Source organism: Caulobacter sp. CCG-8, from assembly GCF_037402475.1.
Lineage (GTDB): Bacteria > Pseudomonadota > Alphaproteobacteria > Caulobacterales > Caulobacteraceae > Caulobacter.
This window is the reverse complement of the sequence record NZ_JBBEUD010000012.1, coordinates 33,166-55,139: the sequence shown is the minus strand read 5'-3', so window position 1 is coordinate 55,139 and position 21,974 is coordinate 33,166. Positions and strand designations below refer to the sequence as shown.

Genomic DNA, 21,974 nt, shown 5'->3' with positions numbered 1-21,974 from the left:
CTCAATGGGTCTCCGCGAGGTCGGTCATGGCGGCGCGCAGGGCGGGACCGTCGATCTCGCCGCTCGCCAGCTTCATCAGGATCACGGCCGACAGCTGGGCCCGCTCGACGAAGCTGTCGGGCCAGGCGTGCTCGGCCTCGCTGTGGATGTCGCCGCCGCGCACCCCCAGGGTGTCGACATTGGGCAGGCCCGAGGCGAACAGGTTGTTGCCCTCGCAGACCCCGCCGGACGGCTTCCAGGCGATGTCCTGGCCCAGCAGCGCCCCGGCCTCCTTCACCGCCCCGAACAGCCGTTGCTGGGCGGCGTTGAACGGCTTGGCGCCGCGGGTGATGCGGCCGTGCAGGTGGGCGTGCAGCCCCTCCCCGGTTGCGGCCACGATCTTGTCGACCTCGCCCTCGAACCAGGCCGCGTCCTCGGCGGCCGGGAAGCGGACGTTGAACCGCACCACGGCCACGTCGGGCACCATGTTCAGGGGCGAGCCGCCGTCGATCTTGGCGATGTTGCAGGTCACCCCGTCGCGCAGCTCGTTCAGGGCGTGCAGGGCCTGGGCGATCCGCGCGGCCTCCATGACCGCGTTGCGGCCGGCGGCGAAGTCGCGCCCGGCGTGAGCCGCCTTGCCGTGGACCACGATGTGGAAGTTGCCCGAGCCCTTGCGGGCGCTGGCCAGGGCGCCGTCGGCCAGGGCCGGCTCGTAGGTCAGGCCTACGTGACCCTGGCGGGCGAACTGGGCCAGGATCGGGGCCGAGGCGACCGAACCGATCTCCTCGTCGGGCGACAGCAGCACGCGATAGCCGACGTTGTTCGCCAGCGGATGGCGCTCGAACGCCTCCAGCGCCGCCAGCATCACCGAGATGCCGCCCTTCATGTCGGCGATCCCCGGGCCGTGCAGTGCGCCGTCGGGCCGCGTGGTGACGGTCCGGAAGCCGGAGGTCTCGGGATAGACGGTGTCGTAGTGGCCGGTCAGCACGACCTGAACCGGCGCCTCGGGCCGGACGACCACGGCGATCGCCGCCGGATGGGCCTGTTCGCCGATCCGGCCATCGGCGCCGACTTCCGGCGAGGCGCCCAGCGGGATGTCGGTCGGCGCGGCCGGCAGGTTCCCGAAGGCGTCGAGCAAAACTTGCCGCTGGCGCTCCAGCCCGCCCAGGTGGCGGCTTCCAGAGTTGATCGCGCACCAGCCTATCGCCCGGTCGATGATCACCGGCCCTTGGTCGGCCAGATGTCGAAGGACGGCGCGATCCTCGTCGTTGAGTCGCATGAATCCACTGTCTCCCTCAGTTCAAACTAAACCAAGGGCCGCGGGCAATTCGTGCTTCCTCGCCAGGGGAAACCGGTGGCCCGCGCAACAGCCTTGCTTCGAACAGGTCGGGTCCCGGCCGGGGCCAGGACGGGGAAGCCGGCTAGTTGTAGTCCTTCCGCCAGCGCACCGAAAGCTGGGCGTCGCCCTGGCTGCCCAGCTTGGAGACCAGCGACAGGGCCCGCCGCACGCGCCATTCGACCTGGGCCGAGGGCCCTTCCCGGCCGCCGCCGATGATCTCGATATAGACGTCGTCGGTGACGTACTTGCCGCCGGCCACGGTCATGCCCGTGGCGCTGTCGGCGAAGGACAGCCGGTCCAGGCCGGCCAGGCTGCGCAGGTTGCCGATCACGTCGAAGCCGCCGCCGCCGGCCAGGGCCGCCAGGGCCGAGGCCAGCTGGGCGGCTTCGATCGGCTGCAGGTTGGCGGCCGACGACCCGAACAGCACCTGGGACAGCACCTCGTCCTGCGGCAACTCGGGCTTGGAGGTCAGGGTGATCTCCGGCTTGGCGGCCGTGCCCTGCACCTTGACGACGGCCGTCAGGGTCGGGTCCTCGCGCACGGCGGTCAGGTCCAGCCGGATGCGGTCCAGCTGGGTGGCCAGGCGCACCGTGCCGCTCTCCTCGAACTCGAAGCGCTTGCCGGCGAAGTCGTACTCGCCCCGCACCATCCGCGCCTCGCCGTCCAGGGTGGGGCTGTTGGTCGAGCCGCCGACGTGGGCGTTCAGCGACAGCTCCACGTCCAGGCCCCGGCCCCGCACGAAAATCCGCCGGGGCGCGGTCAGGGTGACGTCCAACAGCATGCCGCTGCCGGGCGCGACCTTGCGGACCTCGACGCCCTGGTCCAGTTCGTCCGGCCGGTTGCGCTCGATCACGTCCAGCGAGACCACGCCGGCGGGGGTCTTGGTCTGGGCCGAGACGTCGGCGCGGTCGATGGTCAGGGCGCCGACCATCTTGACCTTGCCGTCGGCGCCGCGATTGACCGTGGTCTGGCCGCTGGCCGTCGCCGTGGCCAGTTCGTTGTCGATGACGCGGAAGCCCTTCAGGTCCAGCTTGAAGCTGCCCAGCCCGTCGCGGGCCAGGCTGATCCGGCCCGAGCCCGACATGGTCCCGCCCTGGCCGTCGCCGGCCGAGACCTGGCTGACGTCGATGGCGTTGTCGGCCAGGGCCACCCGCACGATGACGTCGCGCAGGCTCAGGCCCGTCTGGCCGTCGTCCACCCGGCCGCCTTCCAGGCTGGCGCGGCCGGTGAGGCGCGGGTCGGCCAGGGTGCCGGCCAGCTCGCCCTCGGCGTCGACCTTGCCCGATACGCTGCGCTCCGAGCTGCCCAGCAGGTCCCACAGCGGCTTGATCTCGCCCTGGGCCGTGAACTGCCCGCGCACCGGCCGCTCGCGGCTGATCGCCAGGTGGAACGGCTTGGCCGAGGCCTCGGTCGGCAGGGTCACCTCGGCCTTGGCCTGCAGGCCCTGGCTGTTGGAGCTGGTGGCGTTGATGGTCATCAGGTTGTCGCGCAGCACGCCCCGGATCTCGGCGTTCAGCGACCGGTCGGTCCGCGGGCCGCGTTCCCGGGCGTCGACCAGATGGGCGTCGAAGTCGCCGGTCAGGGTCGGGCCCGAACCGTTGAGCGACAGGCGGGCGTCCACCTTGCCGGCCATGTCGGGATTGATCGCGGTCAGGCTGACGCCGGTGAGCTGCGCCCGGAGCGAGGCCAGGTCGCCCCCGACGTCCGCGTCGAGATCGGCCGCGCCGTCGCCCACCGACAGCCGCAACCGGGCGCTGGTGCGCGGACCGCCGAAGCGGATCTGGGCCGTCTCGCGGGTCTTGACCTCGGTGCGCGCCATGGCGCCGGCGGCGTCGAGGGCCAGATGGTAGTCCCCCTCCCCCTCGGTCAGCACGCCGGAGCCGTTCAGCTTCCACCGGCCGGACGGCGACTCGCCCCGGGCGTCGATCGTCAGCGGCAGGCGCGCCATCGGGCCGGCGGCCTTGATGGCCGCGTGCCGGACTTTCCAGGCCCCGCTGGTGATGTCGTCGGCGGCGAGGTCCAGCTGGGCCAGGGCGCCCGCCGCGCCGTCGGTGATCTTGGCCGTGCCGCTGACCCGTCCCTGGGGCAGGAAGGCTCCGGGCCCGACGGCCACCGTCAGGTCGGCCGTGGCCGGACGGCCGCTGCGCAGCGAGATCGCGCCCTTGGCCTTGGCCCCGCCGGCGTCGACGTCCAGGTCGGAAAGCTCCAGCCCGCCCGGCGCGAAGCTGAACGCCGCGTGCCCCTTGGCCGGGCCATACTGGCTGCCGGCCTCGATCGAGGCCGTGCCGTCGCCGCCGTCCGGGCGCTTGGCGAAGGACAGCACCACGTGGGCGTCCTTCAGCGGCAGGCGCGGCATGTCGATGGAGTCGAAGTCGGCGATCAGGTCGGCCTTGGGCGCGGCCAGGGTCCCGGTCACCGCCCCCGTGCCCTTGGCCTTGCCCGCCACCTCGATGGGGCCGGCCACGAACGGCCCCGTGGCGGTCCAGTCCAGCTTGAAGGCCAAGGCCGCGCCCGGACCCAGCACGCCGGCGCTTCGGACCGAGGCGGCCGAGCCGTCCAGCTTGGCGTCGGCCACCGACAGCCGCTCGTTGGCCCACGAGGCGCGCGCCTCCAGCCGCGGGGTCTTGCCCAGCAGGCGGTCCAGCTCGGCCAGGCCGGTGGCGAAGTTGCCGCCGCGCGCATCGACGTTGAGCATCCAGGGCTTGTTGACGCCCTGGCTGGCGGACCACTTGGCGGTGACCTGCCCCGCCATCCCCGCGCGAACGGGAGCCAGGGAGGCGACCTTGGCCTCGCCCTTGAAGGACAGGCCGCCGAGGATGCCGCGCTCGCCCTGGGCGTCGATCTTCAGGTTCGGGGCCTGGACCTTGGCGGACCGGATCAGGAAGCGGCCGTCCTTCAGCCTCGCGCCCTCGAACTGGGCCGAAGGCGAGCGCCCCAGCACCGCCAGCAGGCCTTGCCCGCCCCCGCCCTCGGTGGTGGCGTCCGCCCGGATGCTCAGCTCGCCGCGCTTCCAGCCGACGGTGGCCGGGCCCTTGGCGCGGGCCAGCTTGTAGCCCAGCCACGACAGGTCGCGGACGTCGACGCGGCCGTCGACCAGGAAGCCGTCGCCGTCCAGGTGGAAGACGCCGTCGGCGACGCCCGCGCCCAGGGTGGGCAGCGGCGTCAGGCGCGAGAGGTTGGCGACCCGGGCGTTGAACTTCAAGCCCTCGGGCGCGGTGATCCGCTTGCCCAGGTCGGCGGGGCCGTGGGCGGTCAGGTTCAGGTTCTGGCTGTCGATCTTCAGATCCAGGACGTTGAAGGCGCCGGCCTTGCGCCCGACGATCGAGAAGGCCGCGTCGGCCCCGAACATCTTCTCCTCGCGGTCGGTCAGGGTCGAGGCCGCCAGGTCGATGTGGCCCGCCGCCGATCCGCCCTGCGGCGTCCAGGCGCCGCCCGCCTTCAGCGGCGTGGCCGTTCCCGAGCGGGCCAGGACCGTGAAGGCGCCCTGGCTGGTGGTGCCGTGGGCCTTGGCGTCCAGGTCGAACGGCCGGTCGGGCGACAGGCCCAGCGCCCCGGCCAGAGCCCCGCCGTTGGCCTCGCGCCCCTCGGCGTCGAGCAGCAAGGTCTTGTCGCGCCCCAGGTCGAAGACGAGCTTCAGGTGGTCGCCGGCGTGCATGCGGCTCAGCGCGGTGATCGCGCCCTTCTGGCCGCCCAGCCGCTGGGATTCGTAGTCGCCGCTGAGGTCGAAGTCGCCGGCCCGGCGGCTGAACTCGGGACGGGTGATCAGGCGCAGGGCCACGTGGTCCAGGTCCACCGACAGCGGCGCGGCGCTGGACTTGCCCTTCGGGGTCAGGGTCGGGCGGCGCAGCACCACGACCTGGCGGGCCTTGATCTCGTCGGCGTGGAAGCGACGGTAGAACAGCTCGGCCGGCCGCCAGTCGACGTACAGGTCGGCGGCCTCAAGCCAGACGCCCTTCTCGTCGCTGATCGTCAGGCGGCGCACGCCGAAGGCGTTCCAGATGTCGCCGGTCAAGCCCTCGATCTTCAGGCGGCCGATGCGGCCCAGCTTCAGGCCGCTGGTGCGGGCTTCCAGGAAGGCGCGGCCCTGCGGGGTGACCGCGCCGAAGCGCACGCCGCCCAGCAACAGGGCGACCAGCACCACCAGGCTCACCGAGACGATGATGATCAGGCCCGGCCAGCCGATCTTGCGCGCGACCTTGGTCGCCGCCTCGGCGACGACTTCCGGAACGTCTTCGGGCGGCGGTCCGCCGGAGGGGGTCTGGGCGTTGGTCAAAAGGCCTGCCCGATGCTGATATAGATCTGGAACGACGGATCGCCCTCGCGCTTGCTGATCGGCATGGCGATGTCGGCGCGGATCGGTCCGAAGCCCAGGTCGTAGCGGATGCCGACGCCCACGCCGACTCCGAAGTCGTCGCCGTTGGGCCACTTGTCCACGCCGACCCCGCCGGCGTCGACGAAGGCCACGGCGCCCCACTTGTCGGTGAACTTGTGGCGCAGCTCCAGCGAGCTCTCCAGCAGCGACAGGCCGCCCTGCGGCGTGGTGGTGTTGTCGATGCGCGGGCCGATGGCCTGGTAGGAGTAGCCGCGGACCGAGCCGCCGCCGCCGGCGTAGAAGCGGTTCGAGGCCGGGACCTCGGGCATGGTGCCGCCCAGGATCTGGCCGGCCTTGAAGCGACCCGCCAGCACGGTGCGCGCCCCCTGGCCGAACGGGAGATAGGCCGTGGTCTGGGCCTGGATCTTCAGGAAGGCCATGGTCAGGTCGCCGGTGATGGCGGTGGGCTCGGCCCGCGCGTCCAGCCGCCAGCCCTTGGTCGGGTCCAGCACGCTGTCGGAATGGTCCCAGGCCTGGGCGCCCAGCAGGGTGAAGGTGGCGAAGTTCTGCTGGACGTCGGTGGTGACGCCGTTGACCGTCGTGGGCGAGTCGACCTGCGACAGGTCCAGCGAGACGCCGTAGGTGCGATAGACGGTCGTCTGAAGCTTGCGGGTCAGGTCCGCGCCGAGGTGGAGGCCGGTTTCCACATAGGCGTCGGTGTCTTCGCGGAAGATGGCGGTGTTCAGCTTCAGGGTCTGCTGGCTGCGCCGCCAGTGCGGCAGGGCCAGTTCGGCTTCCAGCCGGCTGTCCAGCCTTCCCAGCCGCGCCGTCAGGGTGGTGGTGTCGGCCCGATGGAAGCGGTTGTAGTGGATCCACTTGGCGTCGGCGCCCGGCCCGTCGGTGCTGGAATAGTTGGCGGCCAGTTCGACCGTCCGGGACTTGCGGTCGGACACGGTCACGATCACCGGGCGCAAGCCATCGGCCAGCGCCTTGTCCTTGGGAGCCAGCGAGACCGAGACCGTGTCGTAGACGCCGGTGTCGCGCAGCCGGCGCTCCAGCTCGGCGATGTCGTCGGGCTCGTAGATGTCCCCCGATTTCCAGGGTGCCAGCTGCTTGATCCAGGCGGGGTTCGAGCGCCCCTGGGTCACCACCTCGATCCCATCGACATGGGTCAGGTCGCCCGCGGCGATGTGGAACACCGGGCGCAGGGTGTGGTCGGCGTGATCGACCACGACCTCGCGCGGCTCGGCCACGGCGTCGGCGTAGCCAAGCTGCTGGACCTGCGAGACGACGCGCCCCTCGGCCGCCAGGACGTCGACGGCGCGGCCCGGGGCGCCGGGGGTCAGGCGGATGACGCCCTCGGCGCGCTGGACCACACCCTCGTCCGGCTCGGGTCCGCTCCAGGCCAGCCTGGGATCGGCGATCACGAAGACCGGACCAGGGGTGATCTTGAGGATCGCGCGGGGCGGATCGGCTTCGGAGACGTCCGGCTCGACCACATAGGCATAATAGCCTTCCGACCGCAGCACCTGGGCGGCGTCGTCGCCGGCGTCGCGGGCGCGGCGGCGGGCCTCCGAGCGGCTGCGCGGCGGAGCCTTGGCCTCGACCATGGCGCGCTGGATCGCTTCGCGCAGCGCCTTGTCCTCGACGCCGGTGATGCTGGCCGCGGGCTCGGCCGCATCGGCATGGCTGGCGACCATCAGGGCCGCCGCGGTCACGCCAAGGGCAAATCTCTTACGCACCAAGCCTTCCGAGTCTCCGCGCGAGCGCCCCCGAACCCCTGTAGTCGCCCCCCCGCCGGCTGTCACGCGGTGAAATCTTCGGAAACGCTTCAACGCCAGGTTCCGTCGGTGATCGGAGGGCGCCCAAATGTTGGGCAGTCTCCACCATCGGGTCTTTGCGGGGCGAAAAGCACCGCTCGCCGTGTTCGCGCGTTCTAGGCTGGATCGGGACGCGCCCCCTCAGATCCGGCGCGCAGGGCGGACGAAATGGACACGGGCGTGGCGGCGAAAATCCAGGACCTCGACGATACTCCCAGCCTGCCGATGACCGGCGCGGCCTATCTGCCCGGCGCGGCCTATGACGAGATGATCGCCCCCGGCGGCGACGTGCGGGCCCACTACGCGGCGCTGCAGACCCGAATCTCCACCCTGGGCGCCGGCGAGCTGGCCGACCGACAGCGCACGCTCGAGCGGTCGTTCCTGCTGCAGGGCATCACCTTCACCGTCTACGGCGCCGACAGCGCCACCGAGCGGATCATCCCCACCGACCTGTTCCCCCGCATCCTGCCCGCCCAGGAGTGGGCCAAGATCGAGGCCGGCCTGACCCAGCGTCTGCAGGCCCTGAACATGTTCCTGGCCGACATCTACGGCGAGCAGCAGATCCTGATGGACGGCGTGGTGCCGCGCGAACTGGTGCTGGGCGCGCCGTCGTACCGGCGCGAGATGCAGAACCTCTACGTGCCGCACAAGGCCTACGCCAATGTCTGCGGCAGCGACCTGATCCGCGGCCAGGACGGCGAGTTCGCGGTGCTGGAGGACAATCTGCGGGTGCCGTCCGGCGTGTCCTACATGCTGGCCAACCGCGACGCTTCCAAGCGCACCTTCCCCAGCGCCTATCGCGAGGCCGGAGTGCGGCCGGTGGAGCGCTATCCCGACCTGCTGCTGGCCACGCTGAAGAGCATGAGCGCCGACTGGCGGCCCAACCCGCAGGTCGTGGTCCTGACCCCCGGGGTCTACAACTCGGCCTATTACGAGCACGCCTATCTGGCGCGGCTGATGGGCGTGCCGCTGGTCGAGGGGCGCGACCTCGTGGTCCACGACAACATGGTCTACATGCGCACCACCACGGGCCTGCGCCGGGTGGACGTGATCTACCGCCGGGTGGACGACGACTTCATCGACCCCCTCACCTTCCGCCGGGATTCGTCGCTGGGCGCGGCCGGGCTGTTCAACGCCTATCGGGCCGGCAACGTGGTGATGTGCAACGCGCCCGGCACCGGGGTGGCCGACGACAAGGCCGTCTACGCCTTCGTGCCCGACATCATCCGCTACTATCTGGGCGAGGACCCGATCCTGCCCAACATCGAGACCTTCCTCTGCCGCGAACCGGCCCAGCTGAGCCACGTGCTCGACAACCTGGACAAGCTGGTGGTCAAGGCCGTGGGGGCCTCCGGCGGCTACGGCATGCTGGTGGGGCCGCACGCCTCGGCCAAGGAGCGGGCCGAGTTCGCCGACGCCCTAAAGGCCGATCCGGCCAACTACATCGCCCAGCCGACTATCCAGCTGTCGACCGCGCCCTGCCTGGTGGACGGCCGCATCGAGCCCCGCCACGTCGATCTGCGGCCCTTCATCCTGTCGGGCGAGAAGACCGTGGTCACGCCGGGCGCCCTGACCCGCGTGGCCCTGAAGCGCGGCTCGCTGGTCGTCAATTCCAGCCAGGGCGGCGGCAGCAAGGACACCTGGGTGCTGGCCGAGGAGAACGGCCACAACGGCAACGGTCACAACGGAGGCGGCGCCCATGATGCTCGCTAGGGTCGCCGACAGCCTCTACTGGCTGGGACGCTACATCGAACGGGCCGAGCACCTGTCGCGGCTGTCGACGGTGATGCTGAACGCCACCCTCGACCAGACCGACGCCGGCGCCGAGGCCGTGCGGATCGCCCTGTCGGCGGTCGGCGAGACCGAGCTCAAGTCGGGCGCGTTCGAGGCGGCCAACGGCCTGGTGCTGGACCGCACCGATCCCAACTCGGTGGTCGCCTCGCTGTCCCGGGCCCGGGAGAACGCCCGCCAGGTGCGAGACCAGATCACGACCGAGACCTGGGAGCGGCTGAACCTGCTGTACCTGAAGGTCATGGACCGCAACGCCGGCCGGGAATTCGCCGACAATTCCGTGACGTTCCTGCACGACATCATCGCCGACGTGCACCTGTTCAAGGGCGCGGCCGACACCACGATGAGCCATGGCGAAAGCTGGCGGTTCATGATGGTCGGCATGTACCTCGAACGCGCCCAGCTGATGGCCAGCCTGCTGGAGGCGTGTTTCGCCGAGGACAGCCCCAAGGTGAACGACCACCTGGCCCTGGTCGCCGTGCTGCGGATGGGCTGCGCCCTGGAGCCCTATCTGCGGGTCTACACCGCCGAGATCGAGCCAAGGCACATCCTGGAGTTCATGGTCTTCGACGAGGACTTCCCGCGCTCGATCCGCTTCGCCACCAGCCAGATCGAGAAGCACCTCAGCGAACTGGCCCGCCATGTCGAGGCCACGGGCCGCGCGGCGCCCGAACGGCTGGCCGGCCGCCTCAAGGCCCGGCTGGAGTTCGCCGACGTCGGCGAACTGGAGAGCCAGGGCGCCGGCGAACTGCTGACCACCGTGGCCAACGAATGCGCCCGCATCCACCAGGCGATCTACGAGACCTTCGTCGCCTATCCCCTGGAAATGCGCCTGCCTGCTTAGGAATCCCGCCGTGCTGCTCGAGATCCGCCACGTCACCCAGTACCATTACGAACAGCCCGTCCGCGAAAGCCTGATGGAGCTGTGGATGCAGCCGCAGAAGGGCGCCCGCCAGCGGCTGGTCAGCTTCGAGCTGGACATCGAGCCGGCGGCCCAGGTGTTCTCGTACGCCGACAGCTTCGGCAACGCCGTCTATCATTTCGACGTGCCCCAGCCGCACGACGGCCTGACCATCATCGCCCGCTCCGCCGTCGAGACCGAGCCGGTGCATGAATGGCCCCTGCCGCTGGACATGGGCGAGTGGGAACGGCTGAAGAGCGCCTTCGTGCGCGGCGAGTGCTTCGACTATCTGCGGCCCCACGGCTTCGTCCAGGTGACGCCCGCCCTCGAGACGTTCATCGCCGAGCACGATCTCGACGCCCTGCGCCGCAAGGACCCGTTCTCGGCCGTCCAGGCGCTGTGCGACACGATCTACCGGGCCTTCGAGTACCAGCCCGGGGTCACCGACGCCGACAGCCCCATCGACCTGGCGCTGAGCGCCGGCCGGGGCGTCTGCCAGGACTTCGCCCACGTCATGCTGGCCGTCTGCCGCGCCTGGGGCATCCCCGCCCGCTACGTCTCCGGCTATCTGTTCACCGACCGCGAGGCCGGCGACCGCTCCGATCCCGACGCCACCCACGCCTGGGTCGAGGTGTTCCTGCCCAGCTATCGCTGGGTGGGGTTCGATCCGACCAACAATGTCATGACCGGCGAGCGCCATGTCGCCGTGGCCGTGGGCCGCGACTACAGCGACGTCACCCCGTCGCGCGGCGTCTACAAGGGCGATTCCGAGAGCCACCTGGCCGTCGGCGTCTCGGTGCGCCGGGCGCGGGCGGCGGTGGCCGAGCCGGAGTTCCTGCGCCTGCCTCGCCCCGCCGCCCCGCTGGGTTCGGCCAACCGCCGCCGGGCCAGCGCCGACGCCATCCGCGAACAGCAGCAGCGCCAACAGCAGCAGCAACAGCAGCAGTAGACCGCCCGGCCCGACGCATCCTAGGTTAGCGCTAACAAAGCGACGACCTGGGGAGGGCGCGGATGTCGGAAGGGCCGAACGGGGCGTCGCCCCGCCTGGCGATCGTGGACGGTCTGCGGGGCTACGCCCTGATGGGCCTATTCCTGGTCCACATGCTGGAATATTTCGAGCTCTACTGGTCCGACCCGACGCCCAATCCGGTGACCACGGCGGTCTTCACCCTGTTCATGGGCAAGACCTTCTCACTGCTGGCCCTGTGCTTCGGCTTCAGCTTCTTCGTGATGATGGACGGCGCCGCGCGGCGGGGCCAGCCGTTCGCCGGGCGCTTCGCCTGGCGGCTGACCCTGCTGGCGGGGATCGGCCTGCTGCACGGCCTGGTCTATCGCGGCGACATCATCGTGGTGCTGGCCCTGGCGGGCTTCGTCCTGATCCCGTTCGACAAGGTCCGCTCCAACCGCGCGCTGCTGGCCGTGGCCGGGGTCTGCTTCCTGCAGCCCTACATCCTGCTGTGGATCGCGGCGGGCGCGGCCGGCGCGCCGTGGGCGCTGAACAAGCCGCACTTCTTCTCCGATCCGGCCATGGCGGTCTATCTGAGCGGCGACCTCGGCCAGGTGCTGCGGGCCAACCTCTGGGAGGGTCAGGTCAACAAGTGGTGGTTCTTCATCGAGACCGGCCGCTGCGTGCAGGTGCTGGGCCTGTTCCTGATCGGGCTGGTGCTGGGCCGGATCGGCTTCTTCGCCGACCTGGGACGGTTCGCCCGGGGCCGCGCCGTGGCCCTGGCCGCCGTGATCCTGTTCGCGGCGGTCTGCTACGTCCTGAAGGCCAGGACCGGCGGCCATCACAGCGGTCCGGTGTTCTGGGCCAACATGCTGTTCGGCGGCTGGTTCGACCTGTCGTGCATGGCCGCCTCGGTGCTGGTCTTCATCCTGCTGTGGCGGGCCGGAGGCGAGGCCGTGCTGCGCGCCCTGGTCCCGGCGGGGCGCATGACCCTGACCCTCTATGTCGCCCAGTCGCTGGTGTTCATCCCGCTGTTCTACCCGCTGGGCCTGGGCCTCTACGCGAAGATCACCCCCGCCCTCGCCCTGACCGCCGGCCTGATCGCCGTGGCGGCGCAGCTGCTGCTGGCCTCGGCCTGGTTCAAGGCCTTCCACTACGGCCCGCTGGAATGGCTGTGGCGGTGCGGGACGCGCCGGTCGTTCGACATCCCGTTCCGGCGCAAGCCCGAGCCCCGCCCCGTCTAGAAAGCTACCCGGCCTAGGCCGGATAGACGTGGCTCTTGCGGGCAGCGACCTTGATCGTCCCGGTGAAGCGGGCGGCCTCGGCGCGCGAGCCGCTGATCTCGATGTGGCGGCCGTCGGCCGTGACGGCGGAGGCCGAGGCCAGGGCGCCCTGCACGTGGACCCGGTCGACCCGGACCTCGAAGCCGCCGTCGTCCAGGGCGAAGTCGTGCGGCCGCACGAAGCCCACGGCCGCCCCGTCGCGGGCGCCGTTGGCGGCGAACGACACCGCGCCCGACGTGAAGCGTCCGCCCGAGACCGTCCCCTCGAACCGGTTGGCCTCGCCCACGAAGCCGCAGACGAACGGGGTGGCGGGGTTGTCGTGCACCTCGTCCGGCGTGCCGATCTGCTCGATCCGGCCGGCGTTCAGGATGGCCACGCGGTCGGCCAGGCCCAGGGCCTCTTCCTGGTCGTGGGTGACGAAGATGGTGGTGACGCCGGTGGCGTCGTGGACGCGGCGCAGCTCCTTGCGCAGCGACTTGCGGACCGTGGCGTCCAGGGCGCCGAACGGCTCGTCCAGCAGCAGCACGCTGGGCTGCACCGCCAGGGCCCGCGACAGGGCCACGCGCTGGCGCTGGCCGCCCGACAGCTGCGAGGGGTAGCGCTTGCCCAGCCCGTCCAGCTCGACCAGCTTCAGCAGTTCGTCGACCCGGCGGGCGATCTCGGCCTTCGGCGGCTTGTCCTTGCCCTTCCGCACGTCCAGGCCGAACGCGATGTTGCGGGCCACGGTCATGTGCTTGAACAGGGCGTACTGCTGGAACACGAAGCCGACGCGGCGCGCGGCGGCCGAGGCGAAGGTGACGTCCTCGCCCTCGAACAGCACCTGGCCGGCGTCGGGGAATTCCAGGCCGGCGATCGTGCGCAGCAGGGTCGTCTTGCCCGAGCCCGAGGGACCCAGCAGGGCCACCAGCTCGCCGTCGGCGATCTCGAGGTCGACATGGTTCAGGGCCGGGTAGCGGCCGAACTTCTTTTCGACGGAACGGATGGAGATGGTCATGGGGTCTGATCGTTCCGGTCTGATCTAGTGGCCGCCGCCGCGCTTGACGTCGGGTTGGGCGATCTCGAGCGCGCTCTTGAGCACCAGGGTCACGATCGCCAGCAGGCACAGCAAGGCGGCGACGGCGAAGGCGGAGACGAAGTCGTACTCGTTGTACAGAATCTCGACGTGCAGCGGCATGGTGTTGGTCAGGCCGCGGATGTGGCCGCTGACCACCGAGACGGCGCCGAACTCGCCCATGGCCCGGGCGTTGCACAGCAGCACGCCGTACAGCAGGCCCCAGCGGACGTTGGGCGCGGTCACCCGCCAGAAGGTGTAGAGGCCCGACGCGCCCATCGAGACGGCCGCCTCCTCCTCCGACACGCCCTGCTCCTGCATCAGCGGGATCAGCTCGCGGGCGATGAACGGGAAGGTCACGAAGATCGTGGCCAGCACGATGCCGGGGATGGCGAAGATGATCTTGATGTCGTGGTCGATCAGGCGCTCGCCGAACCAGCCCTGCAGGCCGAAGACCAGCACATAGATCAGGCCCGCCACGACCGGCGACACCGAGAACGGCAGGTCGATCAGGGTGATCAGCAGCGGCTTGCCGGGGAAGTCGTGCTTGGCGATCGCCCAGGCGGCGCACAGGCCGAACACGGCGTTGAACGGCACGGCGATGCCGGCGGTGATCAGGGTCAGCTTGATTGCGGCCCAGGCGTCGGGCGTCGAGACCGCGGCGATCGCGGGGCCCAGCCCCTTGCGCAGCGCTTCGGCGAACACCGCGGCCAGCGGAAGGATCAGGACCAGGCCCAGGAAGGCCAGGACCAGGCCGATGACCACGACCTTGGCCCACAGCGGATCGTCGGTCGGGTGGCGGGCGTGGGCCCGGGACGGAGCGGCCATCAGACGAACCTCCGCGACCAGGCCTGGATGGCGTTGATGACCAGCAGCATCAGGAACGACACGCCCAGCATGACCAGGGCGATGGCCGCGGCGTTGGCGTATTCGAACTGCTCCAGCTGGATGATAATCAGCAGCGGCGCGATCTCGGACTTGTAGGGCATGTTGCCGGCGATGAAGATCACCGAGCCGTACTCGCCGACCCCTCTGGCGAAGGCCAGGGCGAAGCCGGTCAGCCAGGCGGGGCCCAGGGCCGGCAGGATGATCCGGCCGATGGTGGCGAAGCGCCCGGCGCCCAGACTGGCGGCGGCTTCCTCGACATCGGCCGACAGGTCGCGCATCACCGGCTCCAGGGTGCGGACCACGAACGGCAGGCCGATGAAGATCAGGGCGATGGTGACGCCGACGGGATTGTAGGCGGCCTTGATCCCCAGCGGGGTCAGGTACTGGCCCACCCAGCCGTTGGGGGCGTAGAGGGTGGCCAGGGAGATGCCGGCCACGGCGGTGGGCAGGGCGAACGGCAGGTCGACCAGGGCGTTGACCACGGCCTTGCCGGGGAACTCGTAGCGGACCAGGGCCCAGGTGGTCAGCACGCCGAACACCCCGTTGATCACGGCGGCGACGAACGCCGCGCCGAAGGTCAGGCGATAGGCGGCGACGGCGCGCTCGGAAAAGGCGGCGGCCAGGAACTGGCTCGGCGACAGGCTGGAGGCCTTGATGGCCACGGCCGACAGCGGGATCAGCACGATCAGCGACAGGACCGTCAGGGTGACGCCCAGGGTCAGGCCGAAGCCGGGAATGGCCGAGCGGCGTCGGAACAGCGGTCGTCGCGGCTCCTTGATCCCGGAAGGACGGGCGGCTGCGGGAATCGTCTCGGCGGTCATCGGGTGATCGTCGTCCAGCATCCGCGTGGGGCTCCGCAACGGAGCCATGAAAACAAGAACGCGCCAAGCGCTGAAAAGAGCGACGGGCGTAGTGAAGCTGAGCGGCTTAAATCCCTACACGGCCAGTGGGGTCAATTGAGTTCGTCGAAGGCGGGGGCCAGAAAAACTGTGGGGGGCCCGTTCTCCGACGGCGACATGCCCTCGGGCGTGTCCCCGGGTCTTGGCTCCGTGGAGGCTGATGGGGACACGCGCGAGCGCATGTCCCCGGCCGGGAAGCCCGGCGGGTGGTGGGAAGGGTGCGAAGCGCCCGGGCCTCGCCCGGATGATTTGCAGTTTTGAATACCGTTTCGACGAAGTCAGGCGCTTCGCGTGGAGCCGTTATCCGGTGAGCGTTCGGGACGCGGGGTTTTAACCCGCTCCCGCTTTACGCCCCCGACGGGCGGGGTGCTGGCTGCACCCCGGACCGCCCGGGCGATTTCAGCCCGGGCCTGCCGGCTCGGTCCGTCTCCCCGAGCGCCGAAGCTTCGTCGCGGCTAGGGCGAACCTGCTCCAACTCCAACCCAGGGCGTCTCCGAGGAGACATGACGGACAAGCCTTCCCGCTCGTCCACCCCCGAAGGCCGCATCGGTCGCCGTACGTGCGCCCTCCCCCGCCTTCAGGTGACGAGCATTATGCGGCCGCCCGGAAGCCCAAGGATCGGAAACGAGTATTTTCCTCTATCGCTTTGATTTCGTTGGACTCGATTTCACATTCGACGGGGATGGACGCGTCGCGCGATGGACAGCGTGTTCGTCGCATGGTTGAACAAGCTTCAGTTCAAGGGGGCTTCAGACATGACCGACACGACCGCCGCTTCGCGCCGATTTGAGATTGGACGCGTGATTTCAGGAACCTTCGGCGTCATCGGCCGCAATTTCGGTGCGTTCGCGCTGATGGCCCTGCTGCTGGGCGGCCTGCCCAACCTCCTGGTCAGTTTCGGCCAGCTCTGGATCGCCGGCGGCGTCAAGACCTTCTCGCCTCAGGTGTTCGCCGGCTCGGCCGTGGGCCTGATCGTCATGATGGTCGCCGCGTTCGTGCTGCAGGCCGCGATCGTCCACGCGACCGTGGCGGACCTGAACGGCCGCCGCGTGGTGGTGGGCGAGAGCCTCAAGGCGGGGCTCAGCAACTGGCTGCCGCTGCTCGGCCTGGCCATCCTGATGGGCCTGGGCCTGATGCTCGGCTTCCTGCTGCTGATCGTGCCCGGGATCATCCTGGCGGTGATGTGGTCGGTCGCCGTGCCGGCCAAGGTGGTGGAGAAGATCGGCGTGACCGACGCTTTCCAGCGCAGCCGCGACCTGACCCGCGGACGCCGCTGGGCGATCTTCGGCCTGTTCGTCATCTACGTGATCGCCCTGTGGATCGTGGAAGCGCTGATCATGGCCGCCGCGATGCCGTTCATCCTGTCCAAGGGCCTGCCGACGCCGGACTCGGTCGGCCTCACCACCGTGAACGCCGCCACCATGATCGCCTCCGCCCTGATCGCCACCATCACCACCCTGGTCAGCACGGCCGGCGGCGCGACCCTCTATTCCGAACTGCGCGGCACGCGCGAAGGCGTCGGCCCCGAAGCCATGGCCTCTGTGTTCGACTGAGCATGGCCGACGCCGCTCCCGGCCGGTTCAACACAGGGCGCGCCGTCAGGCGCGCCCTCGCCATGCTGAAACGCAACATCGTCGCCAATCTGGCGTGGGCCGTGGTCTTCACTGGCCTGCCTGACCTGGCGATGGCCTACGCCAACCAAGGTTTCTCCGAGGACGCGCCCTTCGGCTCGCTGGCGCGCTGGGGCTTCCTGGTCGGGACGATGCTGGCCTCCATGTTCGGCATGACCGCGCTCCAGGCCGTGATCGCCCGTCGCACGGCCCTGGACGACAGCAACCGACGCGCGTCCTCCAGGAGTGTCTTCGGAGGCTTGAGCGACTACCTCGCCTTGGCGACCCTGGGCCTGGTCACGGGTCTCGGCATCGTCGCCGGCTACGCCCTTCTGGCCATTCCCGGGATCATTCTCTCGCTTGCCTGGTTCGTAGTGGTCCCTGCGATGGTGACCGAACGCCTGGGCGTGATGGAGTCGATCCGGCGCAGCAACGCCCTGACCCGGGAGGTCAGGGGAGAAATCTTCGGACTGTGGGTAGGGGTCGGGATCTTGAGCTTCCTCGCCGCCTGGGTGGGCGGCCTCGCCATCGACGCGCTGGGAATCCCGGCGCTCAGCCTCGTGGTCAGTTCCGCCATCCAAGCCGTGATCGGCCTGGTGGACGCCATCCTCGTGGTGGCGGTCTATCAGGACCTGCGCGAGAGCCAGGAGGGCTCGCCCGCCGATCGCCTGGTCGAGGTCTTCGCCTAGCGGCGCGCGATCGCGGTCACGCCCCGGTCGCCGCCGCCCCATCCCCGTCGTCCGAAGACTTGAAGAAGCTGTTGGCCTTCTCGACCAGCCACTTCAGCGCGTTCTCGGAGGCCAGGCCCGCGAACAGGCCAAGGGAGGCCAATGCGGGCGGGGACAGCTGGTTTACCGCCTGGGTGGCCTCGGTCGCCTGGGGCTGGATCAGGAAGCTGGCGCCCGCCGAGATGACGAAGAACACCGTGAACCCGGCCAGCGCCCCCAGCAGCGGCCGCACGCCGAACGCCATCCAGGTCCGGTCGGGCTCGCCCTTCGGCGCCGCCAGCATGCCGAGCTCGACATAGAGCGAATAGACGGCCGCCCCGATCGCCCCCATCAGCCCGGTGAAGCTGGCGACGATCACGCCCGACGGCAGGAAGAAGGCGAACTCGAACAACGGAATGGCGTGGCGTTGCTTGTTGAAGCTGAGCGCGACGGCCTTCTGGTCCTCGGTGGAGCCCTCGTCGGCGCCGACGGGGCCGGTGACGGGCTGGTCCGCCTGATCCGCCTGATCCGCCTGATCCGATGGGGCGGGCGGCTTGCTCCCGTTGTATTCCGCCTTGGCCGCGGCGAGCGCGGTTTCGGCGTGGCCGTTGCGATCCACCAGGTCGTCGCGGACGAACTGCGCGTTGCGATAGGCGTCGTAGAGCTGTTGGGCGGCCGCGACCCGCTTGGGGATCTCGGCCCCTTCGGCCCAGTCGTGCTGGTCGTTGTCGGTGACGATGTCGGCCAGGCATTGCTCCAGCTCGCAGGTCGGCTGGACGTTGCGGAAGGTGATCCAGACCGAGTTGACGGCGGCAGTGCTCTTCTGCTTGGCCTCGTCGACCCTCACCTTGGCCGCCCGGATTTTCTCGTCCAGCGCGGTCAGCTCCTGGCTGGTGGTTTCGATCTCGGCTTCCAGGGCGTTCAGGCGATCGGCAAGACGGCTGATCGTGAACGGGGCGAGGCGCGAATTGGCGCCGACCGCCACCCGCGCCGCCGACTGGGTCTCGATGACGGTGTAGAAGAAGGCGAAGATCGCCGGGACGAGGATGAACCAGACGAACCCCAGCAGCACCCGGTTGGCGATCCGCATCCAAGACAGGTCCATGCTCGATCGCTCCCCGAGAACGTTTCCACCCTCTCAGATTGCGCTCAAATATATCTCTACCGCAACGTTATAACGACCGCCCCGCCACCTGGGCGTCAGCTCTTGTCGTGCTTGTCCTTGCGTCGCTTGCCCAGCAGCAGGCGCGATTCCAGCCGTCCGCGCAGGGCCGCGTAATAGGCCGCCAGGAAGTCGCCGTCCGACTCGTAGGGCGCGGCCTGCCAGCCGATCTTCAGGCGGATGCGAGCCGCGACCAGGGCGATGGTCTTGCTCTCGTAGCGGCGCAGCACGTCCTCCAGCACGTGCAGCTCCTTGACGCCGTAGGCGTCCAGCTGGGCCTGGGTGAACTTGAAACGCCCCACCGGCGGCCGCGAGGTCTCGACCAGGTCGGGCGCCAGTTTGCGGGTCGGCGCCTTGACCACCCAGGTCCCGGCGACCATGTCGCCCACCCGCAGGCGGTCGCGGTTGAACAGCGGGAACAGCACGAAGACCAGGCACCACACCAGGCCCGCCAGGTTGATCCAGGCGCTGACCTTGTCGCCGCTGGAGGCCAGGAAGCTGAGGGGCAGGTAGAGCTCGATCTCGCGCATGGCGTTGCGGGCGAAGATGGCGTCGGCGGTCAGGCGGCCGCCGTTGCGCGCCGCCACCCGCACGCCCATGGCCCGCTTGCCCGGCGTGGCCGCGCCCGGGGTCAGCTCGAACAGCACGAAGTAGAGGTTGCGCAGGATGAAGAACACCAGCAGCCCCAGGGTGCCGACCAGCTCCCAGCCCTTGCCCTTGGTGCCGACCATCGTCAGGACGGCCAGCAGGAAGAAGGCGATCAGCACGCCCAGCATGATCGCCAGGTCGATGAACAGGGCGGCGGCGCGCTCGCCCGCGTCGCCCAGGCGCAGCTTCAGGTCCACGCCCTCGGGGGTGACCAGCGACCGAGCCCGGGTGTCCTCGCGCGCGCCGGGATCGTAGGGCGTAGTCGCCGCGGCCTTGGCCGTCTTGGTCGCCGGCTTCATGCGGCGCTCCGGCGGCGCGGCAGGTACAGATAGGCCGGCCAGATCGCCAGGGTGGCCAGGGCGATGCCGTAGCGGGCCCAGTCGTTCTGGATCACCTGCCGGCCGACGCCCTCCAGGATGCCGGCGCAGAACAGCATGACCACGACCCCGGCCATCAGGGTGGCCGACTGCCGTCCCGCCTGGGCCATGGCGGCCGGACGGCTGAGGTCGCCGGGGAAGGCCAGGGTCCAGCCGATCCGCAGGCCCGCGGCCCCGGCCAGGATGACGGCCGAAATCTCGGTGACCCCGTGGATGGCCAGCCAGCCCCCGGCCTCGAAGCCCAGGCCGCGCATGCCGAACACCGCCAGAAAGGCCCCCAGCATCGCTCCATTGTAGGCCATCAGCATGGCGGTCGGCAGGCAGAAGGCGAAGCCCAGGGCGAAGGCGAACAGGGCCACGCCCGAATTGTGGGTGAACAGGAAGGCCGCGAACACCGACAGGCCCTTGTGCTCGCCGTGGTCGTAGAGCGTGCTGCGCATCGCCTCGGCCGAGGCGGCGGGGCCGCGCCCGTCGGCCAGGCTGTCGGGCACGAAGGCGCTGAACCAGTCCGGGTCGTGCAGGGTCAGGAAATAGGCCGCCAGCACCCCGGCCAGGGTGAGCAGGAAGCTGACCAGGGTCTCGCGCCACAGGGCCTTGGCGGCCTCGGGCCAGGCGCGGGTGAAGAAGCCCCCCACCCGCTCGACTAGGTTCGACCGCGTGCCGTAGACTAGGAAATAGGCCCGGGTGCTCAGGCTCTCCAGATAGTCGACCAGCCCCTGGTCCAGCGAGGTGGCGCGGGCCACCGACAGCGATGACAGGGCCTGGCGGTAGAGCACCGGCATGGCCAGCAGCTCCTCGTCGCTCAGCGCCCGGGCCGAACCCTTGCCGACCTTGGTCAGCAGCTTCTCCAGCCGGCGCCAGTCGTCCTCGCGCTCGGCGCGGAAGCGGTAGCTCTTCAGGTGCAGTTCGGCCATCAGAGCAGGTCCCGGCGCTTGAGGTCCAGATAGCTCGCCAGCAGGGCCGGACCGACCTGGTCGGCCGACGCCTCGACGATCTCCACGCCCATGCGGCGCAGGCGGGTGATCACCACGTCGCGCTCGCGCAGCAGCGAGGCGGCGACCACGGCGCGCGACACGTCGTCGGCCTCGACGGGCGCCTTGCGCTCGATCGCCTCCAGCTCCTCGTCGCGCATCATCACGAACAGCACCAGGTGCTGGCGCAGCAGGCGGCCGACGTTCTCGAGCATCAGCTCGGCGCTGGTGGAGTCGGCGATGTCGGTGAACACCACGATCAGCGAACGCCGCGACAGCTGGCCCGACAGCTGGGTCAGGCCCAAGGTGTAGTTGGTCTCCTCGGTCGAATAGTCGATCGAGGCGGCCAGGCGCTGCAGGGCGCCGAAGGCGTTGGGGCCCGAGGTGACGCCGCTCGACACGTGCGGCTTGGCGTCGAAGCCGAACAGCCCGACCTTGTCGCCCATCTTCAGGCCCACATAGGCCAGCAGCAGGGTGGCGTTCAGGGCGTGGTCCAGGCGCGGCTTGCCCAGCAGGGGCTGGCTCATCAGCCGGCCGGTGTCGATGGCCGCCACGATGTGGTGGTTGCGCTCGACGTGGAATTCCTTGGCCAGCAGCGCGCCGTGGCGGGCCGACTGCTTCCAGTCGATGGCCCGGCGGTTCATGCCGGGTCGGAAGTCGGTCAGGGCGTGGAAGTCGCTGCCGCCGCCCAGGTCCAGCTGCAGGCGGTGGCCCACCGACGGATCGCGCGAGAACAGGCGCAAGGCCTCCTCCTTGACGCCGGCGATGTCCAGGGTGACCGGGATCACCTGCTCCAGGGCGTCGTCGCGCTGCTTCCACATCAGGCCCAGCGGGCCGCGCCAGCGGGCCGAGACGCGGTGCACCCTGCCCTCCCCGCGCCGGACGGCGGTCAGGCTCAGGGGCAGGCCGGCCTGGCGGTCGCGCACCCGGGCCCGACCGTGGGCCGGTTCGGCGGTCAGGCGGTCGTCTAGGTCGACGGCGAACTCCACGCTCCACGGGGCCACGCCGCGCGGGAACGTCGCCTGCAGCAGGACCGGCCTGGTCGCGCCGCTGGCCATGGCGCCGGGCGCGGTCAGGCTCAGCTGCATGCGCCGCCGGCCCGGGGCCAGCAGCGCGTCGACGAACAGCAGGGCCGCCGCCAGCGCGATCCAGGCGGGACCGACCAGCCACAGGCGCGCGGAGACGAGCGCCGCCGCCAGCGCCAGGGGCGCGCCCAGCACCGTCAGGAAGATCGCCCGCGCCGTGGGATAGATGCGCAAGGTCGGCCCCTAGCCTTCCAAAGTCGTCTTG

At 70.2% G+C, this 21,974-nt stretch carries 16 protein-coding genes; 6 read left to right on the top strand and 10 right to left on the bottom strand.

From position 1 onward, the window contains the following. Position 1 precedes the first annotated feature (1 nt). The 3 genes from WAE60_RS13230 to WAE60_RS13220 form a co-directional block, all read right to left on the bottom strand. On the bottom strand, positions 2-1,258 hold the full coding sequence (locus WAE60_RS13230) for a hydrolase (RefSeq protein WP_029914758.1): 1,257 nt from the start codon (positions 1,256-1,258) through the stop codon (positions 2-4). 142 nt (positions 1,259-1,400) lie between these two features. Continuing rightward, on the bottom strand, positions 1,401-5,591 hold the full coding sequence (locus tag WAE60_RS13225) for a translocation/assembly module TamB domain-containing protein (protein WP_337686950.1): 4,191 nt from the start codon (positions 5,589-5,591) through the stop codon (positions 1,401-1,403). Continuing rightward, entirely contained in the window at positions 5,588-7,375 is a 1,788-nt protein-coding gene (locus tag WAE60_RS13220; protein ID WP_029914761.1) for an autotransporter assembly complex family protein, read from the bottom strand. Before WAE60_RS13220 ends, WAE60_RS13225 begins: the two co-directional genes overlap by 4 nt. Before the next feature lie 255 nt (positions 7,376-7,630). On the opposite strand from WAE60_RS13220, the gene WAE60_RS13215 reads away from it, so the two are divergent. The 4 genes from WAE60_RS13215 (at position 7,631) to WAE60_RS13200 (ending at position 12,332) form a co-directional block, all read left to right on the top strand. After that, positions 7,631-9,163, top strand: coding sequence for a circularly permuted type 2 ATP-grasp protein (locus tag WAE60_RS13215; RefSeq protein ID WP_156035824.1), 1,533 nt, complete (start codon positions 7,631-7,633; stop codon positions 9,161-9,163). Next, a complete protein-coding gene (locus tag WAE60_RS13210) occupies positions 9,150-10,085 on the top strand; it encodes an alpha-E domain-containing protein (protein ID WP_029914763.1) in 936 nt (311 codons plus the stop codon). Before WAE60_RS13215 ends, WAE60_RS13210 begins: the two co-directional genes overlap by 14 nt. A gap of 10 nt (positions 10,086-10,095) precedes the next feature. Next, a complete protein-coding gene (locus WAE60_RS13205) occupies positions 10,096-11,091 on the top strand; it encodes a transglutaminase family protein (RefSeq protein ID WP_029914764.1) in 996 nt (331 codons plus the stop codon). Between the two features lie 62 nt (positions 11,092-11,153). Then, positions 11,154-12,332: a DUF418 domain-containing protein gene (locus tag WAE60_RS13200; RefSeq protein WP_337686945.1), complete on the top strand. Its 1,179-nt coding sequence runs from the start codon at positions 11,154-11,156 to the stop codon at positions 12,330-12,332. Positions 12,333-12,345: 13 nt separating this feature from the next. On the opposite strand, the gene WAE60_RS13195 is transcribed toward WAE60_RS13200, so the two are convergent. Genes WAE60_RS13195 through cysT form a run of 3 tightly spaced genes read right to left on the bottom strand, consistent with a single transcriptional unit; the run spans position 12,346 to position 15,131 of the window. Beyond that, on the bottom strand, positions 12,346-13,365 hold the full coding sequence (locus WAE60_RS13195; RefSeq protein ID WP_337686943.1) for a sulfate/molybdate ABC transporter ATP-binding protein: 1,020 nt from the start codon (positions 13,363-13,365) through the stop codon (positions 12,346-12,348). Between the two features lie 24 nt (positions 13,366-13,389). Beyond that, complete coding sequence (cysW, locus tag WAE60_RS13190; RefSeq protein ID WP_029914768.1) at positions 13,390-14,250, bottom strand: sulfate ABC transporter permease subunit CysW; 861 nt, start codon at positions 14,248-14,250, stop codon at positions 13,390-13,392. Then, on the bottom strand, positions 14,250-15,131 hold the full coding sequence (cysT, locus tag WAE60_RS13185) for a sulfate ABC transporter permease subunit CysT (RefSeq protein WP_337687080.1): 882 nt from the start codon (positions 15,129-15,131) through the stop codon (positions 14,250-14,252). Before cysT ends, cysW begins: the two co-directional genes overlap by 1 nt. A gap of 878 nt (positions 15,132-16,009) precedes the next feature. Between cysT and WAE60_RS13180 the strand changes: the two genes are divergently transcribed. Further along, complete coding sequence (locus WAE60_RS13180) at positions 16,010-16,762, top strand: hypothetical protein (RefSeq protein ID WP_337686940.1); 753 nt, start codon at positions 16,010-16,012, stop codon at positions 16,760-16,762. 2 nt (positions 16,763-16,764) lie between these two features. Beyond that, on the top strand, positions 16,765-17,508 hold the full coding sequence (locus WAE60_RS13175; RefSeq protein ID WP_337686938.1) for a hypothetical protein: 744 nt from the start codon (positions 16,765-16,767) through the stop codon (positions 17,506-17,508). Positions 17,509-17,524: 16 nt separating this feature from the next. Here the strand turns inward: WAE60_RS13175 and WAE60_RS13170 are convergent, their stop codons facing one another. From WAE60_RS13170 to WAE60_RS13155, 4 genes are all read right to left on the bottom strand, one after another. Then, positions 17,525-18,631 carry a hypothetical protein gene (locus tag WAE60_RS13170; RefSeq protein WP_337686937.1) on the bottom strand — a complete coding sequence of 369 codons (1,107 nt, stop codon included), beginning with the start codon at positions 18,629-18,631 and terminating at the stop codon, positions 17,525-17,527. A gap of 95 nt (positions 18,632-18,726) precedes the next feature. After that, complete coding sequence (locus tag WAE60_RS13165; protein WP_337686935.1) at positions 18,727-19,635, bottom strand: RDD family protein; 909 nt, start codon at positions 19,633-19,635, stop codon at positions 18,727-18,729. After that, on the bottom strand, positions 19,632-20,627 hold the full coding sequence (locus tag WAE60_RS13160) for a stage II sporulation protein M (protein ID WP_029914781.1): 996 nt from the start codon (positions 20,625-20,627) through the stop codon (positions 19,632-19,634). The genes WAE60_RS13165 and WAE60_RS13160 overlap by 4 nt, the downstream gene beginning before the upstream one ends. Then, on the bottom strand, positions 20,627-21,943 hold the full coding sequence (locus WAE60_RS13155) for a DUF58 domain-containing protein (RefSeq protein WP_231499503.1): 1,317 nt from the start codon (positions 21,941-21,943) through the stop codon (positions 20,627-20,629). The genes WAE60_RS13160 and WAE60_RS13155 overlap by 1 nt, the downstream gene beginning before the upstream one ends. Between the last annotated feature and the right edge of the window lie 31 nt (positions 21,944-21,974).

Coding starts and splice junctions, on each gene's coding strand:
- WAE60_RS13230 (WP_029914758.1), bottom strand. CDS start 1,258: ATGCGACTCAACGACGAGGATCGCGCCGTCCTTCGACATCTGGCCGAC.
- WAE60_RS13210 (WP_029914763.1), top strand. CDS start 9,150: ATGATGCTCGCTAGGGTCGCCGACAGCCTCTACTGGCTGGGACGCTAC.
- WAE60_RS13200 (WP_337686945.1), top strand. CDS start 11,154: ATGTCGGAAGGGCCGAACGGGGCGTCGCCCCGCCTGGCGATCGTGGAC.
- WAE60_RS13195 (WP_337686943.1), bottom strand. CDS start 13,365: ATGACCATCTCCATCCGTTCCGTCGAAAAGAAGTTCGGCCGCTACCCG.
- cysW (WP_029914768.1), bottom strand. CDS start 14,250: ATGGCCGCTCCGTCCCGGGCCCACGCCCGCCACCCGACCGACGATCCG.
- cysT (WP_337687080.1), bottom strand. CDS start 15,131: ATGACCGCCGAGACGATTCCCGCAGCCGCCCGTCCTTCCGGGATCAAG.
- WAE60_RS13175 (WP_337686938.1), top strand. CDS start 16,765: ATGGCCGACGCCGCTCCCGGCCGGTTCAACACAGGGCGCGCCGTCAGG.
- WAE60_RS13170 (WP_337686937.1), bottom strand. CDS start 18,631: ATGGACCTGTCTTGGATGCGGATCGCCAACCGGGTGCTGCTGGGGTTC.
- WAE60_RS13165 (WP_337686935.1), bottom strand. CDS start 19,635: ATGAAGCCGGCGACCAAGACGGCCAAGGCCGCGGCGACTACGCCCTAC.
- WAE60_RS13160 (WP_029914781.1), bottom strand. CDS start 20,627: ATGGCCGAACTGCACCTGAAGAGCTACCGCTTCCGCGCCGAGCGCGAG.